Below are 14621 nucleotides of genomic sequence, written 5' to 3' on the forward strand. Positions count from 1 at the left end.
CGAGAGGACGATGATGGGCAAGAAGAGCACCCCCGACACGACCACGAAGACCACCGCCGCCCGCCGTCCCGGGGCCCGGGAACTGGACCAGGCCCTGCGCACCCTGGAGGCCGCCAAGCTTGCCCAGGAGAAGGACGCTCGCAAGAAGCGGTGGACCGCCGAGGGCATCCCCGGGCAGGTCTGGTCGGCGCTGGCCCGCCCGCCCAAGGGCAGCATGCGTGACCTGTACCGGCACACGCTCACCCCCTGGTACTGGGCGTTGCCGGCGGCCGGGGCCATCGCCGCCCAGGAGGCGCTCGTGGTGGCCAACGACTTGGGCGGCGCCGCCTCGTTGGCGACCGTGGCGGCCGGGTCAGTGGCTACCGCCAACGTCATTCCGGCGTGGTTGCGCTCCAAGAAGGCTGCCAAGGCCCACCCGCACGCCGCCGAGTGGGCGGCCCGCGAGAGGGGCCACACCCGCCTGGTCGCCAACGTGGGGGCGGCCGGCGCGGTGGCCGCGCACGTGGTGGGGCTGAGCGTGGGCTGGTCCCCGGACGTGATCGCCACCGCTGGCCTGGTCGGGTTGGGCGCGTTCACCACGGCCGCGGCCCGGTACTGGCAGTGGCACCGCCACAACACGGTGGTGCTCAACCCCCGGGCGGCCAAGGCCGCCCGCTTGGCCGCGCTGCGGACCCGTGACACCGAGCAGCCGAAGGCCGAGGTGGCCGACCCCGACGAGCTGGTCCGCCGCCTCAACGAGAGGTGGCCCAAGTTCGTGGCCGCCTCCAACCGAGCGCTGCCCGGCGCCGAACTGACCGAGATCGAGCGGACCGACTACGGGTCCACGGCCGTGCTGCACCTGGTCCCCGGCGCCCAGGAGAAGGCCACGGCCGAGGCCGCCAAGGGCCGGATCGCGACCGCGCTCAAGCTCTCACCGTCCGCGATCACGTTCGAGGACATCGAGCCCGAGGGCGGTCAGGAGCCCGACGCGTCGATCGTGCGGCTGCGAGTGGTCTCCCAGGCCACCTCCGACCGCCCGGTGCCCCTGGACGACGGACGCCCCCGCGTAGTGCGCCGGGGCCAGCAGCTGTTCGTGCGCCTGGGCTCCTACATCGACCACCAGGGCGAGTCGGAGTGGATGCTCTACGACGGCGAGTCCGCCTGGGGCGGGTTCGTGGCCGGCAAGACCGGCGCGGGCAAGACCACGATCCTGGAGACCCTGGTGATCGGGGCGCTGGAGTCGGGGTGCACCTACGTCATCTACGCCAAGCCCCGCAAGGGCCCCTCGCCCAGGATCGCGAAGTACGCGCACTGGACGATCGAGGCCGACGCCGCCTCCCGAACGGCATTGGTCGACGGCGTCATCAAGATGATGGAGATGCGGGGGCTGATCAACGAGCTCAACGACACCTCCAACTTCGTGGCCACCCCCGAATACCCGGGGGTGCTGGTGATCATCGACGAGTTCCACGAGGCCGGGGCGCAGATCGAGGCGGCGGGCAAGGGCCGCCTGAACCGCATCAGCTCGGAGATCCGCGCGGTGGGCGGCGGTCTGGTCGGCGCCTCCCAGGGGTTCGGGCTGGAGCGCTTTGGCCAGGACGACGTGCTGCGCGGCAACATGACCGCGACCAACTCGGTGTCGATGAAACTCGGTGCGACCCAGGCCGGGGTGTTCAAGCGCGAGATGGGCATGTCGGTCAACCCGGGCGACCTGCCCGACCCGGCCAAGCACAAGCGCAACAAGGGGCTGGCGTTCTCCCTGCTGGGTCGCCCGGTGCCCTTCCGAGGGGCGTGGGCTCCCGAGGATGAGACCGACCGGATCATGGCCGCCGCCAAGGCCAAGGCGGTCAAGGGCCTGGACCCCGACTCCGAGGCCGCGCTGGACGCGGGCTCGCGCGGGCTCTACTCCGGGCGCCACGAACAGGCCGCGCGCCGCAAGGACCAGGTCCGCTCGATGCTGGCCGCCATGCGCCAGGGTCTGAGCGGCGCTTCGACGCCGCGCGACAGCAGCGAGGCCGGCGACCGGAAGGTCGATCACCGGCGCGAGGCCGCCCAGGCCGGTCGGCCGGTACCGCCGAAGCTGCCCCGCCAGGTCGTGATCGACATCGCCCAGGCCCGCGAAGCCGCGGCCGCCAAGGCCGCCCCGGCCCCGTCGGGGCCGCGCCGCTCCCCCGCCATCGAGGGGGTGCTCGAGGTCCTCCAGACGCAGGGGCCAACGACCACCGGCGCCCTCCAAAAGGCGCTCGAAGACCGCGACGGCTGCACCCGGGGGACGATCGATTCGGCCCTGAAGACCCTGCGCACCGAGGGGGCCATCGACAAGGCCGACGCCTCCCGCAAGGCCCCCTGGACACTCATTTAGCCACGCTGGGTGAGGTGTGAACGGGTCTGTGAATCCGAGATTCACAGACCCGTTCTGTACTGGTTTGTATGACTTTCAGATGATTCTCGGGGGTTGTGAACGCCTCCACCCCCCGCACTCGGCGTTTCACAGATCCGGTTGTGAACCCGCATGACGAACACCCACAGTGATCAAGAGCGTTGAGGTGTCAGACGCTCCCCACCCTGTCGAGAGGAACCCCCGTGCCCGAGCAGAACCCGCCCCCTGTGGTCTCGGCCATCCACGCCGTCGTCGAGAGGCCCGGGGTCCACGCCCGCCCCGCCGCCGACGGCGGGTGGACGATCGAGTTCACCGAGCAGGCCCTGGTCGCCTTCGTCTCCGAACAGCGCGCCGCAGCCTGGCAGGCCGCTGTGGCCGCCGACACCTCCCCCAAAGAGAAAGCCGACTTCGGAGCGGGACCACACGCTCTGGAAGCTGTGCTCGCACTTCTCCGGGAGCGGGGACCGATGCACTCCAACGCCATCCATGAGGTCCTGGCTGAGCACCCCGGGTACAGCCAGTACTTCATCGACGAAGCACTCAAGGCCTTGTCCACACGTGGAGAGATCGCGAAGACCACTCAGTCGCGCAAGTCTCCCTGGGCACTCACCTGACCCAGTAACCGAACGAGTCGAGGGGCCCCGCCGAGTCACGGCGGGGCCCCTCGACGTTCCCGCGCAGTCGCACTCTTCGAAGGAGCCCCCATGTCGTTTTCCGCTGTCTTCCTCGTCCTGCTGGCCGGTCACCACGCCGGTGACCGCTGGGCCCAGACCGACCGCCAGGCCACCCACAAGCACCTTCCCGGCCGGGCGGGGTGGGAGGCGTGCGCCGCCCACGTGGCGACCCTGACCCTGTGCCAGATGGTCCTGCTGGCCGTGGTCGCCGCCGCCGAGGGCGGACTGTCCCCCGCCCAGCTGTCCGTCGGACTGGCCGTCACCGCGGTGAGCCACTTCTGGATCGACCGGCGCCGCACCCTCGAAGGACTCGCGAAGGCGTTGGGTCGCCACGGCTATTACCGGCGCGACGCGGAGGCGATGGACCAGGCCGCGCACGTGGTCTGGCTGGTCCCGGCCGCGCTGATCGCCACCGCGCCCAGCGCGGCGGTGGCGCTGGCCATGGCCGGTGGGTGCGTGCTGGTCCTGGCCGCCATGGAGGACCTGTCCCGGCGCGGCCGCACCGCGCTGGAGGCCACCTCGAAGGCGTCCGCGTCGGCTTCGGCGACTGTCTGACCCGGGCGTTGGCCCTGACCGCCCCGCAACCGTTGGTTGCGGGGCGTGCGGGGGGACCGCCCGGTCCACCGAGCCTCCCGAAAGGATTCACCGCCGTGATCCGAGCCATCCACCCCGACCTCGCCCACGAGGGCGCCATCCACGCCGACCACCTCACCGAGGAGGACCTGGACACCGCCCGCAGCCGCGGGTGGCAGATCACCACCACGACCACACCGCCCTCGGAGCTTCCCCCGGCCGCCGACCAGCTCTGGCAGGGAGCACGCGAGGCAGGCCTGCCCTGGACGCTGACCCAGCGCCGCGACCCCGTCGAGGGGCACCCGATCGTCGTCCTGGCCGTGCACGGTGTGGACCCGGACCGCCCGGACCGGTGGGCGGAGTGGTCCTGGGTCGGTCAGGCGCTCGACTCCACCACCCAGCCGCGGATCCCGCTGGCCCGGGCCCGCGTCCTGCTCACCGCCTGAACCGCTGCTGGTTCTGCTCACCCCGCGCACGCGTGCGGGGTGAGCGGGGGACCAGCCGGCCCACACACACGAAGGCGGCCCCGAGGAAGAGGTCCTCGGGGCCGCCTTCGTGTGTTCAGCCGCCCTTGCGCCAGTCCTGGCCCGGCCGGGACTCCTCCCAGGCGTCGATGGTCGCCTTCTTCCACAGCGGGGAGCGGCCCACGATCTCGTCGGGCGGAGGGAGGGTCCCTCGGGCTCGGTACTCATGCACGGTCGCGACCTTCACGCCGAGTCTTTCAGCGACGTCTTTGCTGCTCAGATAGCCCTCGATCATGCGCAACACCCTACCTCCGCAAGATGACCTTGACAAGGTTCGGAGTTCCGGCTTACCTTGGCAAGGTCACCTTGTGAAGGTGGATAGAAGAACGGCCCACCCGGAGCTGTCTGCCGAACAAGGCCGGGCGGGCCGCACACCCCATGAATGGAGCACACCCAGTATGACGACCACAGCGAGCACCACCGCCGTGAAGAGGTGCTGCGGCACCAGCGTGGGCGGGCGACTGACCCGCACCAACCCCGCCACCGGCCTGATCGAGTTCGCGATCCTGGGCCGCGGCTGGTGGCCCCCGGCCTGGGGGCTGTTCGCCGGCCACGCCCGCGACCACGGCCAGGCCGACTTCAAGGAGGCCGTCACCGCAGAGGGAGCCGAGGAACTCGGCATCCGGGTCACAGGCCTGAGTGAGCTGGTCACCGTGCACCTGCCCAACCTGTGCGCGTCCCTGCCCCACGAGCCCGTCCCCGGGCACCTGTGGACCGTGTTCGACATCGAGACCCCCGACACCACGTTGACCCCGGCGCCGGGCGAGACCACCGGCGCCGAGTGGGTCACCACCGAGGAACTCCAGCGCCTGGCCGAGGTCACCATCGTCTTCGCCCACACCGGCCGCCCCGCCCAGCACCAGCCGCGGCTGTCACTGGAGGCGGTCTGGGTCGAGCTCCTGGCGCTCACCGGCGACATCACCGTCTCCGACGCCGACCGGGCCGCCGTGGCCCGCCTGTACACCAGCGCCCCGCCCCAGTACTGGCTGGGAGGACGCCGATGATCCACCTGACCAGCTTCGGGTTCCTCCACCACGCCCCGCCACCGGCGCACGCCGTCTTCGATGCCCGCTCCCACTTCCGGGACCCGCACGTGGACCCGGCCCTGCGGGAGATGACCGCCCACGACCAGCCGGTCGTCGAGCGAGTCCTGGCCACCCCCGGCATCCCCGCGCTGATCCACGCCATCGCGGCGACCGCCGCCGCGATGGCGGCCGGCCCCAGCGGCACGGACATCGACCTCGCGGTCGGCTGCGCCGGAGGCCGCCACCGAGCACCGACCATCGCCGCCCAGGCCGCCAGCCTCCTGCGGGAGCGGGGGTTCGAGGTCCAGGTGCACCACCGCGACCTGCACCAGCCGGTGGTGGCCCGATGAGCGAGAACTGCGTCTTCTGCCAGATCATCGACGGCCACGAGCCCGCTGAGATCGTGCGGTTCTGGGACGACGCGATCGCGATCGTCCCCTTGGCCCCGGTCACCCCCGGCCACGTGCTGGTCATCCCGAAGGTGCACGTGGCCGACGCCGCCGTCGACCCGGTCATGACCGCGATCACCGCCCGCCGGGCCGCACAGCTCCTACGGCCCGGCCACCACCTCGGAGTGAACACGGGAGCGGCCGCCGGGCAGACGGTGTTCCACCTGCACCTACACATCTGGCCCTGCCGGGGCGGGACCAACTGCATGCCCTGGGGGTGCCCTTCGGCTCCCCGTCCGACGACCATGGAGGCAGCCCGATGACGATCACCGCGCAGGCACAGCAGATGGACACCCCCGATCCGGTGTCCGAGTTGTCCACTCACGCACCCGTGCGCACCAGCAGCCTCCGCGCGCTTCGCCACGCCCTGCGGGTGATGGAGCGCCGCCACGGGGCCACGATCACCATCACGCCCCACACCCGGGAAGACATGGTGCGGCTCCTCTTCCTGGCCACGGATGGCCACACCACGAGCACCGCCGCCACCGCCGACTATCCCTCCGTGGTCCAGGCCCTCGTGGAGCTGGACCACCACGAGCGACTCATGGTGTGCGGCACTCCGCACGTGACCCGTATCGGGCAGCGCACCCGCCCCCGAAAGCAAGCCGTGTGCGGTGTGGCGTTCGCGGTCCGTGGAGGGGACCCGGACGGCACCGTGTGGCGGTGCCAGGGCTGCAAGGCGAAGAAGGCGAGGCGACGGTGAGCAGCCTCGAGGTTGCCTTGGGGGTCCTGGGGGCCGCCCGCCAGTCCCTGGCCACCGAAATCCGCTGAATCCCGCCCCCAGCAGTTCGCTGGGGGCCATCCTGAACACACATCTTCTGGAGGACACGATGAGCACAGCGACGGCGACCCTTCCGGCCCCGACCATGGAGATCGTCCTGGACCAGGGCGCCCACAAGCACCTGCGGTTCCGGCGCATGGCCACTGACTGGGAGGTGCACCTCTTCCCCGGCGGCTTCCTGGTCCGGCGCTTCGCTGGGTGCGACTTCGTCTTCGTCACCGGCGCCGAGGACATCATCGCGTCCATGGCCTTCACCGAGGGCGACCCCGTCTACTGGGCGGACAAGCTCACCGCGGGGACCGCGCGGTCCTGGGACTACGGCGCATTCACCGAGTGGTTGCTGGATGAGGCCCACCACGAGCTGGACCTTGACTACGAAGAGATCGACGAGCTGCTGCGCGGGGCCGATCTGAGCACCGAGCGCCGGGCCCGTGAGGTCGTGGCCGACGACTTCCAGGGCCTGGCCTTCCCTGACAGCACCATCGACCTCTACTACAGCTTGGACAGCCGGTTCCTGCTGAGTTTGCACGCGGCCCGCCAGGGCCTGGCCCTCTACGCTGCCCAGAGCTGACCCCCACCGACGAGGAGCCCCATGAGCTACAAGCACGAGTACGACCTGGACCGCCGTTCGGCCGAACGGCTGGCTGAGCAGGCGGCGGACTACGCCGCCACGGACCCGGCGATCGGCTCCGCTCTGGCCGCCGTGGCCCAGGTGCACGCGACCCTGGCCCTGGCGGCCGCCACGATGGCCGCCGCCGAACGCGAGTAGCCCTGAGGTCGGGAATCTGGAACCGGCCCCGCGGTCTGCGGGCCAGCGTCCGGTTCTGACCGGCCCTTCGGGGGTGGGCGACGCCAACCGGCCGCCAAAGGCCCAACGCGCCGCGCACCCCCCGCCCGAGGGTGGTCCTCCACGATGGCGGGAGATCGTCCCGCAGCAGCCATCTGGGCGCCCTGATTTTTGCGCAGCACCCCACGACAAGGAGACCCCCTGTTGAACACCACCGTGCTCTACCACGCGCTCTACGGAGCGATGTACTACCACTGGCACCGCTACCAGGAGAACATGGACCACTGCGACATCCCTGGCGAGATCGTGCACCCCGTCGGGGAGCTGGCGCTGAAGGACCCCGAGGCACTGCCCGAGGTCCTCGACGCGGCCGTCGAGCTGCTGGAGAACTCCGCCGTTCCGAAGGCCTCCGCGCTGGCGTGCCTGCGCTACAACACGGCCCACCCCTCCTTTCCGGAAACGGCCCGCACCTACACCCGGGGGCTGCTGGCCTCGATCGAGCTGCACGGCACCGCCCGCGGTGCCTGACCACCTCTGACCTGAAGGAGTTCGCTGTGCCCCGTCTGACCCTCGAATTCGAGATCGAGACCACCGAGTCCCCCGAGGACGTCCTGGAACGCGTCGGCCAGGCGCTGGAGGTAGCCCGCTACAACGTCTGCCACGGCAGCGTCGGCCCCTCGGAGAGCCACCCCGCCGCAGAACAGCCCCGCTGACGTAGAAACCACATCACAGCCCGGTCCCACGGAACGCACCGTGGGACCGGGCTTTTTCGTGCGCGGGGGTGCGTTCTACTCTTCCTCGTCACCGACCAGCGGCTGGTCGGGGTCCCGCAGCTCGCGGCGCACGCCCGGCATGTCCGGCAGCCGGAACGAGTAGTGGTCCGGTATGCCCAGAATCATGGGACTCTGCCGAGGGGAATATAGGTACCCTATTGACACTCTGATGTAGGTACCCTACATTCAGGGGTGTCGGCAGGGAACACCACGTGGAGGCAGCAGAGATGATCAGCACCGAAGGCATCGAGTACACGATCAGCTACACCGTCGCCGCCTACTCCAGCACCGACGCCCCCGCGCACCGCTTCCAGGCCATCACCGAAGACGGCCAGATCGCCTCCGAGCTGTACGTCGACATGAACACGCTGATCATCGAGAACATCGAAACCGCCCCGCAGTACCGCCGCGAAGGCATCGCCACAGAGCTGTTCGCAGCCGCCGAGAAGCGGCTCCCCGAGGTCCTGCACGCCCGCCCCGAACACCGCACCGAAGAAGGCAACGGGTGGGCCGAAGCGGTCGGCGGCGACACCGAAGACCACCAGGACGAAGACGAGGTCGAAGACCCGTGGAACTGAACCCCACTGATTACTACCGGATCGACTGGGACGCCCTCGACCAGCTCTCGCCAGCGGAGAAGATGGAGGCGCTCGCGAAGATCTTCGAGCAGGTCCGCGCAGACATCGGCGCCGAACGAGGCCGCATGGCCCACCAGGCGCACGCCCACCACGGCACCAAGAAGGCCGCCGCCGAACACCTGGGTCTGTCCCCCGCCAGGTTCGGCCAGATCTACAGGGAAGTCATGATCGAGATCCCCACCGCCATCGGAAGCTACCCACTGCTCGACGAGATCGAGGACCGCTTCCCCTCCCGACAGGAAGCCCACGACGCCATCCAGACTTACCTCGGCCAGATCATCGAGATCGACGGCGAAGAGGAGGTGGTCCTGGAGCGCAAACCGCTGAAGAACGCGTCCGGGCGGGTCATCGGTGAAACCCTGTGGGTCACCAAAGACGCAGCGGAAACCATCCGCGAGTCCATCGACGCCGCAGCCAGCGAGTAGCCAGGATGCGTTACGGCGACCCTGACGGCCACGGCGTCTACGGCCAGCTCACCACCGGTGATGATGGCGGGCTGATCTGCCACGAGTGCGGGCAGGAACGCCAGTTTCTGGGCCGTCACGTCCGCGAGCACGGCATGACCGCCGCGACCTACCGGGAGGCTCACGGACTCGGGCGGCGGACTTCTCTCGCTTCCGAGGAGTTGCGTGCCACGTGGGGCGAGAGATCATCCGAGCGGGTCGGCTCCCCCGAGTGGCGGCGGTTCGAAGCTGCACGGGACCCCCAGTCGGCGCGCAAGGAGTCGCGAGCGGCGCTCCGAGAACCCCTTCGTGCTCAGGCGTTGGAGTCACGTCGCGAGCAGGCGCTTGCGGCCTCCCGGTCGCGCCCGGCTCGGGTGTGCGAGGTTCCAGGGTGCGGGCGTAAGCACGTGACCAAGGGGTGGTGCCGCACCCATCTGGAGCGCTACAAGCGCACCGGGGATGTCCAGGCTGACGTACCGGTCAGGCCTCGAAAGGGCGGCCCGGAGCCGCGCTGAACGGGTACATCCTCAACACCTGGCAAGGCCTCGTAGAAGGTCAACGTCTGGCGCTGCTGACAGCCCCGGCGCCAGGGGCGCCGATCCGCTCCCCGCGTTCGTGTGGAGGGTGAGCCCCACCTTCGGGTGGGGTTTTCCGCTGCTCGCCGAGGTGGTTCGGTCTACTCGGCATCGAGGTCCTGGGGGACGTCTCCAGGCCTCAGGTCGGTGCGCGTTCGCACGTACCGGACGACGTGCCGCCACCGGCCGGCCACCTCCGCCGAGTCCGGCGAGACCTCCACCACGACTTCCGGTACGACCTGGGTGTAGTGCTGGCGGGAGGAGTCCCCCCACGTCGCGGCGAGGGTGCGGGGCCAGGGGTGGTCGTCGGTCTTCACCAGATGGCCCGCGAGTTCCTCGGACTCCTGCGGGGACAGGTCCGTCGTCCGTCCCGCCACCCGCAGCTCGCCGGTCACCGAGTCCACCCGGCCCAGGATCAGGGCCCGCGGAGCCCGCGCGTGACCCACCACTCCGCCCACGATCGCCTCGGTGGTGACGCGGTGCTTGTACTTGCGCCACCCCCGTGTGCCGGGCCGGTAGGAGCGGCGTCCGTCCTTGATCATCACCCCTTCCACCCCCACGGCGGGCATCTCCTCCCACCACTGGAGTGCGACCTCGGGGTTGTCGCTCTGCCAGCCGAGCGTGAGCAGGGAGGGCTGCTCGACCAGGGCCAGCAGATGCTCCAGCTCGGAGCGGCGGTGAGAGAGCGCGCGGCCCATGAGATCCCGGCCGCCGACACGAAGGAGGTCGAAGACCACGAGGTGGCACGGCTCAGCTCGTGCGAGGGCGCGGGCCCTGCGGGTCGAGGCACCGTTCCGCCTCAGCAGGGCGCCGAAGTCCAACCGCCCGTCGTCCGCCCACCGGATGATCTCCCCGTCTAGCAGGACGCCCTCGGGCAGCTGGTGGTCCAGAACCTCGACGAGCTCGGGGAAGCGTGGGTGGAGCGGCCGGTCCCGTTTGGAGGACATCCTGACCGGCCCGGTCTGGGCCAGGCATCGGAAGCCGTCCCACTTGGGTTCGTAGAGCAGGCCGGGGCCGGTCGGGAGCTGGTCGACGGCGGTGGCGAGCATGGGTTCCACCCCCGGGCCCGTACCCGGCACCCGCTCCGCAGGAGACCAACCCGCGTCCTCGGGTGCGAAAAGTCGGAGGCGGAAGTCCCACCTGCGCGGTTTCCGGTCCTGGCCTCAGGTCCTCGGGAGCCGTCCGGGGTCCCGAGGCCGGCCACGTCCACGGGGTCCAGGCCGCCGCCGGTGGTGGGTCGGCGCAGGGCAGCACGGCGCGGAGAAGGAGAGGAAGCCGCGGGGGTTTTCGGTGTTCGCCCCCGCTCGGGGCGGGGCTCTGTCTAGGATCACCTCGTGATTCGACCTCCCCTCGCGGCCTGTGCGGCCGCCCTCGTGCTGAGCGTTGGCCTGACCACTGGTTGCGGTGCCCACAACCCTCCCCCGGAAGGGCACAGTGAGCTGTTGACCACCGCGACCGGGGTGTCGGCCTTCGAGCTGGTGGTGACCCCGGACCTGTGGGCCAGAACCATCCCGTCCACAGGCAACTCCTCCCTGCGGGACCTGGAAGGAAGCGACCCCGGCGGGGACCTGTCCGACCGGGGCCTGGAGCTGTACACCCTCTCGGGTAGCCAGTTGGTGAACTACCTCAACCACAACCGGCGCCTGGGCTACGGAGGCTGGCTGCAACAGGCGGGCACCCCGGAGGTGCACCGGCGCGTCTATGACGACATCACCCCCGTCATCGAGCAGATCGACGGACCACGCGGCGAGGAGGAGCCCGCGCCGCGTGTGGTGCTGGACGACACGGTCCCCGAGCCGTGAACCAGCAAGGCGCCTCACAGAAACCGGCCCCGCAACCAACGGTTGCGGGGCCGGTGGTGTATCCGGGATCAGGGCGGGCCGGGGTTGAAGATGGCGTGGGTGCCCACCCGCCGCCAGATCACGTGCGGAGTGCCGGGGAAGCGCTCGTCCCCGTACTCCCACGTGGCCCGACCATCCCGGCCCCAGGTCATCTCGTAGACCCCCGGGGCACCCTGGACGCCCTTGACCCGCAGCCCGGGCCGGAACTCCCCCTTCTGCACGTCGGGCGCGAACTCGCCCGTGACCACGCGCCGAAAGCGCGCTTCCTGTTCCCTGGTCAGCTTCTTGAAGTCCGCCTTGAAGCGGGGGGTGGTAGCGAACGTCGCCACGTTGCTCTTCAGCGCTCCTGTTCAAGAGCGTCGAACATCGACTCCGCGTCCTCGAACTCCTCGGTGCGGCCGGCGGCGATCTGCTCGCTGGCCTCCCGCTCGCCCTGCTGCCACTCCCGATCCCAGAACCAGGCCTGATCGGCGGGGACCACGGTCATGCCGCGCAGCACGACCTGGCCGTCCTCACCGATCTCAAACTCGACCTCGTCGCCTTCACGGATGTGCAGCGCCTCGGTGACTTCCCGAGGCAGGGTGACCTGGTTCTTACGACGCATCACCGATCGTCGTCGACGCCTGCCTTCTGTGGTTTCCATGCGATTGCTCGTTTCGTAGCGTTGGGGGGCGAGGGCCGGGCTCTCCGCCCAAGACGCTTCCCTGTGCTTGGCGGCAGGGGGAAGCATCAGTAGTCCACGCGCAAGCTCGTGCACTACCACTTCCAGCATGTGGCAGAAAATCGGAAAGTACAACTTTCCGACGGTGTAACGAGGTCCTCCGACGCTGCTTCTTCGGGGCGCGCCCCTACCCGGGAGGGTGAGGGGCACATATAGCGCCTTCGAATGTGACAGGGCCCATATATAGTGGTTCATGAGGTTCGCGTTCCAGGATGGTCTTGGGTGCCCCCGGGGGCGGGGCTGTTGCGAACCACGGGAGGCTCGATGCCCAGTGGCGGCTTCAAGATCAACAGGCGGGGGATCCAGAAGATGAGCAGGGAGATCGAGAAGGAGTTCGCCAAGAACCCGATCACCATCCCTGTGCAGGCAGACGGATCGCCCCAGCCGGTGAGCGTGGTGAACCACCACGCTCCGGTGGTCTACGGGGGCGTATCAGGCTCCTCCGTGGTCTGGGGTGACGGGCAGGCGAACCTGAATCAGACCAGCCACGCGGGTTCTGGGCAGGAGGAGCTGGCGGCGGCCCTGACGCGCATCTTGGAGCAGATGCCTCGGGACGGACTTCCCGCCGAAGATGCCGAAGACCTTGAAGACGCGGGCGGGCAGGCTTTGGAGGCGGCTCGCTCCCCGCACCACGACGAGGGGCGCGTCAAGCGAGGGGTGCGAGCGATCCTGCGCATCCTGGAGCCGATCGCTCAAGGCGCCCGTGCTGGAGCTTCTGAGGGTGCACAAGGGTGGGCTCGGGAGGCGATGCAGTCCTTGCCTCCGCTCTAGAGTGATCCCACACCGCCCTCGCAACCCATCGGTTGCGGGGGCTTTCTCATGCCCGCTTGGCGAGACGCTCCGTCTCGCATGGGTGGCTGGCTTCCTAGAACCTTCGATTATCGGAAGCCAGGGAAGGCAGTGCACTAGGTGGGGTTAAGGCAGCGCGCCGAGTGCGGAGTTCCTCGCAGCCGAATACGCCCACCTGAAGGGGAGTCCGGTTTCGGCCAACGGCTGATGCGGATGTGTGACGCCGGATACCTTTTACTCCACGTGTGCCTTCGTTCACGTGATGACCATCGCGAGGAGCTCTGGCGCCCATGGGCAAGCGTGGACAGAAGAAGCGCTCCGCCGACCGAAAGGCCGGTTCGGCCTCCCGTCGTCGGCGATCGCCGAAGAGTCAGAGAAGGCGATCACCAGCTCACGCCCAACCACGCACCGACCAGCCGTCGGTCTTCGCCGTCCTCCAAGAGCGGTACTTCCCTGAAGGCAAGGGCGCTTCGCGGCACAATCGCGTGAGGGCGTGGTCGATATACGTCGTGCTAACCCTCCTCGCTGTCTTGGGTGGATACGCGGGAAACTATGCCTACGAGCGGTGGACTACAGATTCGCGACTTCGCGCGCAACAAGACGCGGCGAGAGAAATAGACCAGGAAAAAGTTGCGTTCAGCAGTTCCATCGCCTACGACACCACGTCCTTTGAGTCATTCAAGATCGTCCTGGATCGGCCCCTAACAGCCAAAGAAAGTGAGAATCTCCAGATCATTCCCCCCTCAGAACTCTGGGACTATTTTCGCCCTTTAGGTGGGCGGCTGATCCCCTATACCAGTGGGGAGGTGCCTGACACGCCACTCGGAGGCACTTGGGAGAAAGGAACGGGAACATGGGGTTCGGCCGTTTTCAACATGACCCTTCACTCCGAGCGATCCTCCGCTCTAAGTATCATCGATATGACTCCCGTGATCATCTCCTGCGAAGACCCGACTGCCGTCACCGTGATCAATTACCCTCCTCAGGGCGCTGAGTACTATTCCGGCGTGGTTGTGGATCTCAACCACAACGCCCCAGTTTTTTACAGCACCGACGAGGGGCCCCACAAAGGGAAGCAGTTCTTCCAGCACACACGCATCGATCTCGGAGGTGGAGCGGCATCGGGCGGACTCCGAGTGGAGGCGAATGTGAAGGGTCAGTCCTGCAAGTGGGAGATCGAGGCCGAGTATGTCGACACCCAGCAGAACACCGGCAAGGTCACCCTGCGCGACGATGGCAAGCCCTTCTTCACCGAGGTTGCGCCCAGTCAACCCGAGCAGGATTGGCAGGCATACGCCTCGTATCCCCAGCCCGGGATGAGTTTCGTTCCGTGCCACGAGACCCCAGAGGATTTCGCGTGCGCTCCCTACGGGGGACAGTCGCTTGAGGACAAGGAAGGATCTACCGAATGAACTCGGAAAAAGTTCTCAAACTCCTGAGGAAGTTCTCGATCGCTCTGCTCATTGGCGGGGGCCTCACATTCTTAACCGCGATCCTCGCACAAGAGTTTGGCTTCGCGGCGGGATCGGGCGAGTGGCTCCTTCTACTCGGAATGGGCATGTGGTTCCTCGGGATGTTGCTGCCCGGGGGCAGCGGCGAGGGCGGTGATGGGGGTGGCGGTGAGTGACCCAGAACGCGGTCGACGCCTTTCGGGGTACCGGGTTCAGGA

General features: G+C 68.7%; 23 protein-coding genes. 19 read left to right on the forward strand and 4 right to left on the reverse strand.

Annotation, left to right across the window (positions count from 1 at the left end):
- Nucleotides 1-13: 13 nt before the first annotated feature.
- The 4 genes from BDW27_RS25745 (at nucleotide 14) to BDW27_RS25760 (ending at nucleotide 4052) form a co-directional block, all read left to right on the forward strand.
- Nucleotides 14-2341 carry a hypothetical protein gene (locus BDW27_RS25745; RefSeq protein ID WP_146223305.1) on the forward strand — a complete coding sequence of 776 codons (2328 nt, stop codon included), beginning with the start codon at nucleotides 14-16 and terminating at the stop codon, nucleotides 2339-2341.
- Nucleotides 2342-2562: 221 nt separating this feature from the next.
- Nucleotides 2563-2973 carry a hypothetical protein gene (locus BDW27_RS25750; protein ID WP_110052220.1) on the forward strand — a complete coding sequence of 137 codons (411 nt, stop codon included), beginning with the start codon at nucleotides 2563-2565 and terminating at the stop codon, nucleotides 2971-2973.
- A gap of 90 nt (nucleotides 2974-3063) precedes the next feature.
- Complete coding sequence (locus BDW27_RS25755; protein ID WP_110052222.1) at nucleotides 3064-3588, forward strand: DUF3307 domain-containing protein; 525 nt, start codon at nucleotides 3064-3066, stop codon at nucleotides 3586-3588.
- Nucleotides 3589-3683: 95 nt separating this feature from the next.
- On the forward strand, nucleotides 3684-4052 hold the full coding sequence (locus BDW27_RS25760) for a hypothetical protein (RefSeq protein WP_110052224.1): 369 nt from the start codon (nucleotides 3684-3686) through the stop codon (nucleotides 4050-4052).
- Between the two features lie 115 nt (nucleotides 4053-4167).
- Here BDW27_RS25760 and BDW27_RS25765 read toward each other — a convergent pair whose 3' ends face one another.
- Nucleotides 4168-4365 carry an AlpA family transcriptional regulator gene (locus BDW27_RS25765; protein ID WP_110052300.1) on the reverse strand — a complete coding sequence of 66 codons (198 nt, stop codon included), beginning with the start codon at nucleotides 4363-4365 and terminating at the stop codon, nucleotides 4168-4170.
- Between the two features lie 163 nt (nucleotides 4366-4528).
- Here BDW27_RS25765 and BDW27_RS25770 point away from each other — a divergent pair, with 163 nt between their 5' ends.
- The 11 genes from BDW27_RS25770 to BDW27_RS28190 all read left to right on the forward strand — a co-directional run bounded on the left by BDW27_RS25770 (nucleotide 4529) and on the right by BDW27_RS28190 (nucleotide 9541).
- Nucleotides 4529-5134: an NUDIX domain-containing protein gene (locus BDW27_RS25770; protein WP_110052225.1), complete on the forward strand. Its 606-nt coding sequence runs from the start codon at nucleotides 4529-4531 to the stop codon at nucleotides 5132-5134.
- Entirely contained in the window at nucleotides 5131-5505 is a 375-nt protein-coding gene (locus tag BDW27_RS25775; protein WP_110052227.1) for an RNase adapter RapZ, read from the forward strand. Before BDW27_RS25770 ends, BDW27_RS25775 begins: the two co-directional genes overlap by 4 nt.
- Nucleotides 5502-5867, forward strand: coding sequence for an HIT family protein (locus BDW27_RS25780; protein ID WP_110052228.1), 366 nt, complete (start codon nucleotides 5502-5504; stop codon nucleotides 5865-5867). Before BDW27_RS25775 ends, BDW27_RS25780 begins: the two co-directional genes overlap by 4 nt.
- Nucleotides 5864-6307 carry a hypothetical protein gene (locus BDW27_RS25785; protein ID WP_110052230.1) on the forward strand — a complete coding sequence of 148 codons (444 nt, stop codon included), beginning with the start codon at nucleotides 5864-5866 and terminating at the stop codon, nucleotides 6305-6307. Before BDW27_RS25780 ends, BDW27_RS25785 begins: the two co-directional genes overlap by 4 nt.
- A gap of 127 nt (nucleotides 6308-6434) precedes the next feature.
- Entirely contained in the window at nucleotides 6435-6956 is a 522-nt protein-coding gene (locus BDW27_RS25790; RefSeq protein WP_110052232.1) for a hypothetical protein, read from the forward strand.
- 21 nt (nucleotides 6957-6977) lie between these two features.
- Nucleotides 6978-7154, forward strand: coding sequence for a hypothetical protein (locus BDW27_RS27315; protein WP_158543608.1), 177 nt, complete (start codon nucleotides 6978-6980; stop codon nucleotides 7152-7154).
- A gap of 222 nt (nucleotides 7155-7376) precedes the next feature.
- Complete coding sequence (locus BDW27_RS25795) at nucleotides 7377-7700, forward strand: hypothetical protein (RefSeq protein ID WP_110052233.1); 324 nt, start codon at nucleotides 7377-7379, stop codon at nucleotides 7698-7700.
- Between the two features lie 26 nt (nucleotides 7701-7726).
- Nucleotides 7727-7885 carry a hypothetical protein gene (locus tag BDW27_RS27320; RefSeq protein WP_158543609.1) on the forward strand — a complete coding sequence of 53 codons (159 nt, stop codon included), beginning with the start codon at nucleotides 7727-7729 and terminating at the stop codon, nucleotides 7883-7885.
- A gap of 287 nt (nucleotides 7886-8172) precedes the next feature.
- Entirely contained in the window at nucleotides 8173-8523 is a 351-nt protein-coding gene (locus BDW27_RS25800; RefSeq protein ID WP_110052235.1) for a GNAT family N-acetyltransferase, read from the forward strand.
- On the forward strand, nucleotides 8514-9008 hold the full coding sequence (locus tag BDW27_RS25805; RefSeq protein WP_110052236.1) for a hypothetical protein: 495 nt from the start codon (nucleotides 8514-8516) through the stop codon (nucleotides 9006-9008). Before BDW27_RS25800 ends, BDW27_RS25805 begins: the two co-directional genes overlap by 10 nt.
- A gap of 5 nt (nucleotides 9009-9013) precedes the next feature.
- Nucleotides 9014-9541 (forward strand): MucR family transcriptional regulator, encoded by a 528-nt coding sequence (locus BDW27_RS28190; protein ID WP_110052238.1) that lies wholly within the window; start codon nucleotides 9014-9016, stop codon nucleotides 9539-9541.
- Nucleotides 9542-9702: 161 nt separating this feature from the next.
- Here BDW27_RS28190 and BDW27_RS25815 read toward each other — a convergent pair whose 3' ends face one another.
- Nucleotides 9703-10650 carry an ATP-dependent DNA ligase gene (locus BDW27_RS25815; protein WP_110052240.1) on the reverse strand — a complete coding sequence of 316 codons (948 nt, stop codon included), beginning with the start codon at nucleotides 10648-10650 and terminating at the stop codon, nucleotides 9703-9705.
- Nucleotides 10651-11043: 393 nt separating this feature from the next.
- On the opposite strand from BDW27_RS25815, the gene BDW27_RS25820 reads away from it, so the two are divergent.
- Nucleotides 11044-11403 (forward strand): hypothetical protein, encoded by a 360-nt coding sequence (locus BDW27_RS25820; RefSeq protein ID WP_110052241.1) that lies wholly within the window; start codon nucleotides 11044-11046, stop codon nucleotides 11401-11403.
- Nucleotides 11404-11471: 68 nt separating this feature from the next.
- Here BDW27_RS25820 and BDW27_RS25825 read toward each other — a convergent pair whose 3' ends face one another.
- Together BDW27_RS25825 and BDW27_RS25830 are read right to left on the reverse strand one after the other, a co-directional pair.
- Entirely contained in the window at nucleotides 11472-11771 is a 300-nt protein-coding gene (locus BDW27_RS25825) for a hypothetical protein (RefSeq protein ID WP_233515934.1), read from the reverse strand.
- An 8-nt stretch (nucleotides 11772-11779) separates the two neighbouring features.
- Nucleotides 11780-12046 carry an AbrB/MazE/SpoVT family DNA-binding domain-containing protein gene (locus tag BDW27_RS25830; protein WP_110052243.1) on the reverse strand — a complete coding sequence of 89 codons (267 nt, stop codon included), beginning with the start codon at nucleotides 12044-12046 and terminating at the stop codon, nucleotides 11780-11782.
- A 381-nt stretch (nucleotides 12047-12427) separates the two neighbouring features.
- On the opposite strand from BDW27_RS25830, the gene BDW27_RS25835 reads away from it, so the two are divergent.
- From BDW27_RS25835 to BDW27_RS25845, 3 genes are all read left to right on the forward strand, one after another.
- Nucleotides 12428-12934 carry a hypothetical protein gene (locus BDW27_RS25835; RefSeq protein ID WP_110052245.1) on the forward strand — a complete coding sequence of 169 codons (507 nt, stop codon included), beginning with the start codon at nucleotides 12428-12430 and terminating at the stop codon, nucleotides 12932-12934.
- Between the two features lie 308 nt (nucleotides 12935-13242).
- A complete protein-coding gene (locus BDW27_RS25840; RefSeq protein ID WP_199560768.1) occupies nucleotides 13243-14364 on the forward strand; it encodes a hypothetical protein in 1122 nt (373 codons plus the stop codon).
- Nucleotides 14361-14579 carry a hypothetical protein gene (locus BDW27_RS25845; RefSeq protein WP_110052246.1) on the forward strand — a complete coding sequence of 73 codons (219 nt, stop codon included), beginning with the start codon at nucleotides 14361-14363 and terminating at the stop codon, nucleotides 14577-14579. Before BDW27_RS25840 ends, BDW27_RS25845 begins: the two co-directional genes overlap by 4 nt.
- Nucleotides 14580-14621 lie beyond the last annotated feature (42 nt).

The organism is Nocardiopsis sp. L17-MgMaSL7 (assembly GCF_003182025.1).
GTDB lineage: Bacteria > Actinomycetota > Actinomycetes > Streptosporangiales > Streptosporangiaceae > Nocardiopsis > Nocardiopsis prasina.

Excerpts from the sequence above, each read along its gene's own strand:
- BDW27_RS25840 (WP_199560768.1), top strand. The coding sequence starts at position 13,243 with ATGGGCAAGCGTGGACAGAAGAAGCGCTCCGCCGACCGAAAGGCCGGT.
- BDW27_RS25755 (WP_110052222.1), top strand. The coding sequence starts at position 3,064 with ATGTCGTTTTCCGCTGTCTTCCTCGTCCTGCTGGCCGGTCACCACGCC.
- BDW27_RS25780 (WP_110052228.1), top strand. The coding sequence starts at position 5,502 with ATGAGCGAGAACTGCGTCTTCTGCCAGATCATCGACGGCCACGAGCCC.
- BDW27_RS25745 (WP_146223305.1), top strand. The coding sequence starts at position 14 with ATGGGCAAGAAGAGCACCCCCGACACGACCACGAAGACCACCGCCGCC.
- BDW27_RS25770 (WP_110052225.1), top strand. The coding sequence starts at position 4,529 with ATGACGACCACAGCGAGCACCACCGCCGTGAAGAGGTGCTGCGGCACC.
- BDW27_RS25815 (WP_110052240.1), bottom strand. The coding sequence starts at position 10,650 with ATGCTCGCCACCGCCGTCGACCAGCTCCCGACCGGCCCCGGCCTGCTC.
- BDW27_RS25785 (WP_110052230.1), top strand. The coding sequence starts at position 5,864 with ATGACGATCACCGCGCAGGCACAGCAGATGGACACCCCCGATCCGGTG.
- BDW27_RS27315 (WP_158543608.1), top strand. The coding sequence starts at position 6,978 with ATGAGCTACAAGCACGAGTACGACCTGGACCGCCGTTCGGCCGAACGG.
- BDW27_RS25830 (WP_110052243.1), bottom strand. The coding sequence starts at position 12,046 with ATGCGTCGTAAGAACCAGGTCACCCTGCCTCGGGAAGTCACCGAGGCG.
- BDW27_RS25835 (WP_110052245.1), top strand. The coding sequence starts at position 12,428 with ATGCCCAGTGGCGGCTTCAAGATCAACAGGCGGGGGATCCAGAAGATG.
- BDW27_RS25775 (WP_110052227.1), top strand. The coding sequence starts at position 5,131 with ATGATCCACCTGACCAGCTTCGGGTTCCTCCACCACGCCCCGCCACCG.
- BDW27_RS25845 (WP_110052246.1), top strand. The coding sequence starts at position 14,361 with ATGAACTCGGAAAAAGTTCTCAAACTCCTGAGGAAGTTCTCGATCGCT.
- BDW27_RS25765 (WP_110052300.1), bottom strand. The coding sequence starts at position 4,365 with ATGATCGAGGGCTATCTGAGCAGCAAAGACGTCGCTGAAAGACTCGGC.
- BDW27_RS28190 (WP_110052238.1), top strand. The coding sequence starts at position 9,014 with ATGCGTTACGGCGACCCTGACGGCCACGGCGTCTACGGCCAGCTCACC.
- BDW27_RS25800 (WP_110052235.1), top strand. The coding sequence starts at position 8,173 with ATGATCAGCACCGAAGGCATCGAGTACACGATCAGCTACACCGTCGCC.
- BDW27_RS25790 (WP_110052232.1), top strand. The coding sequence starts at position 6,435 with ATGAGCACAGCGACGGCGACCCTTCCGGCCCCGACCATGGAGATCGTC.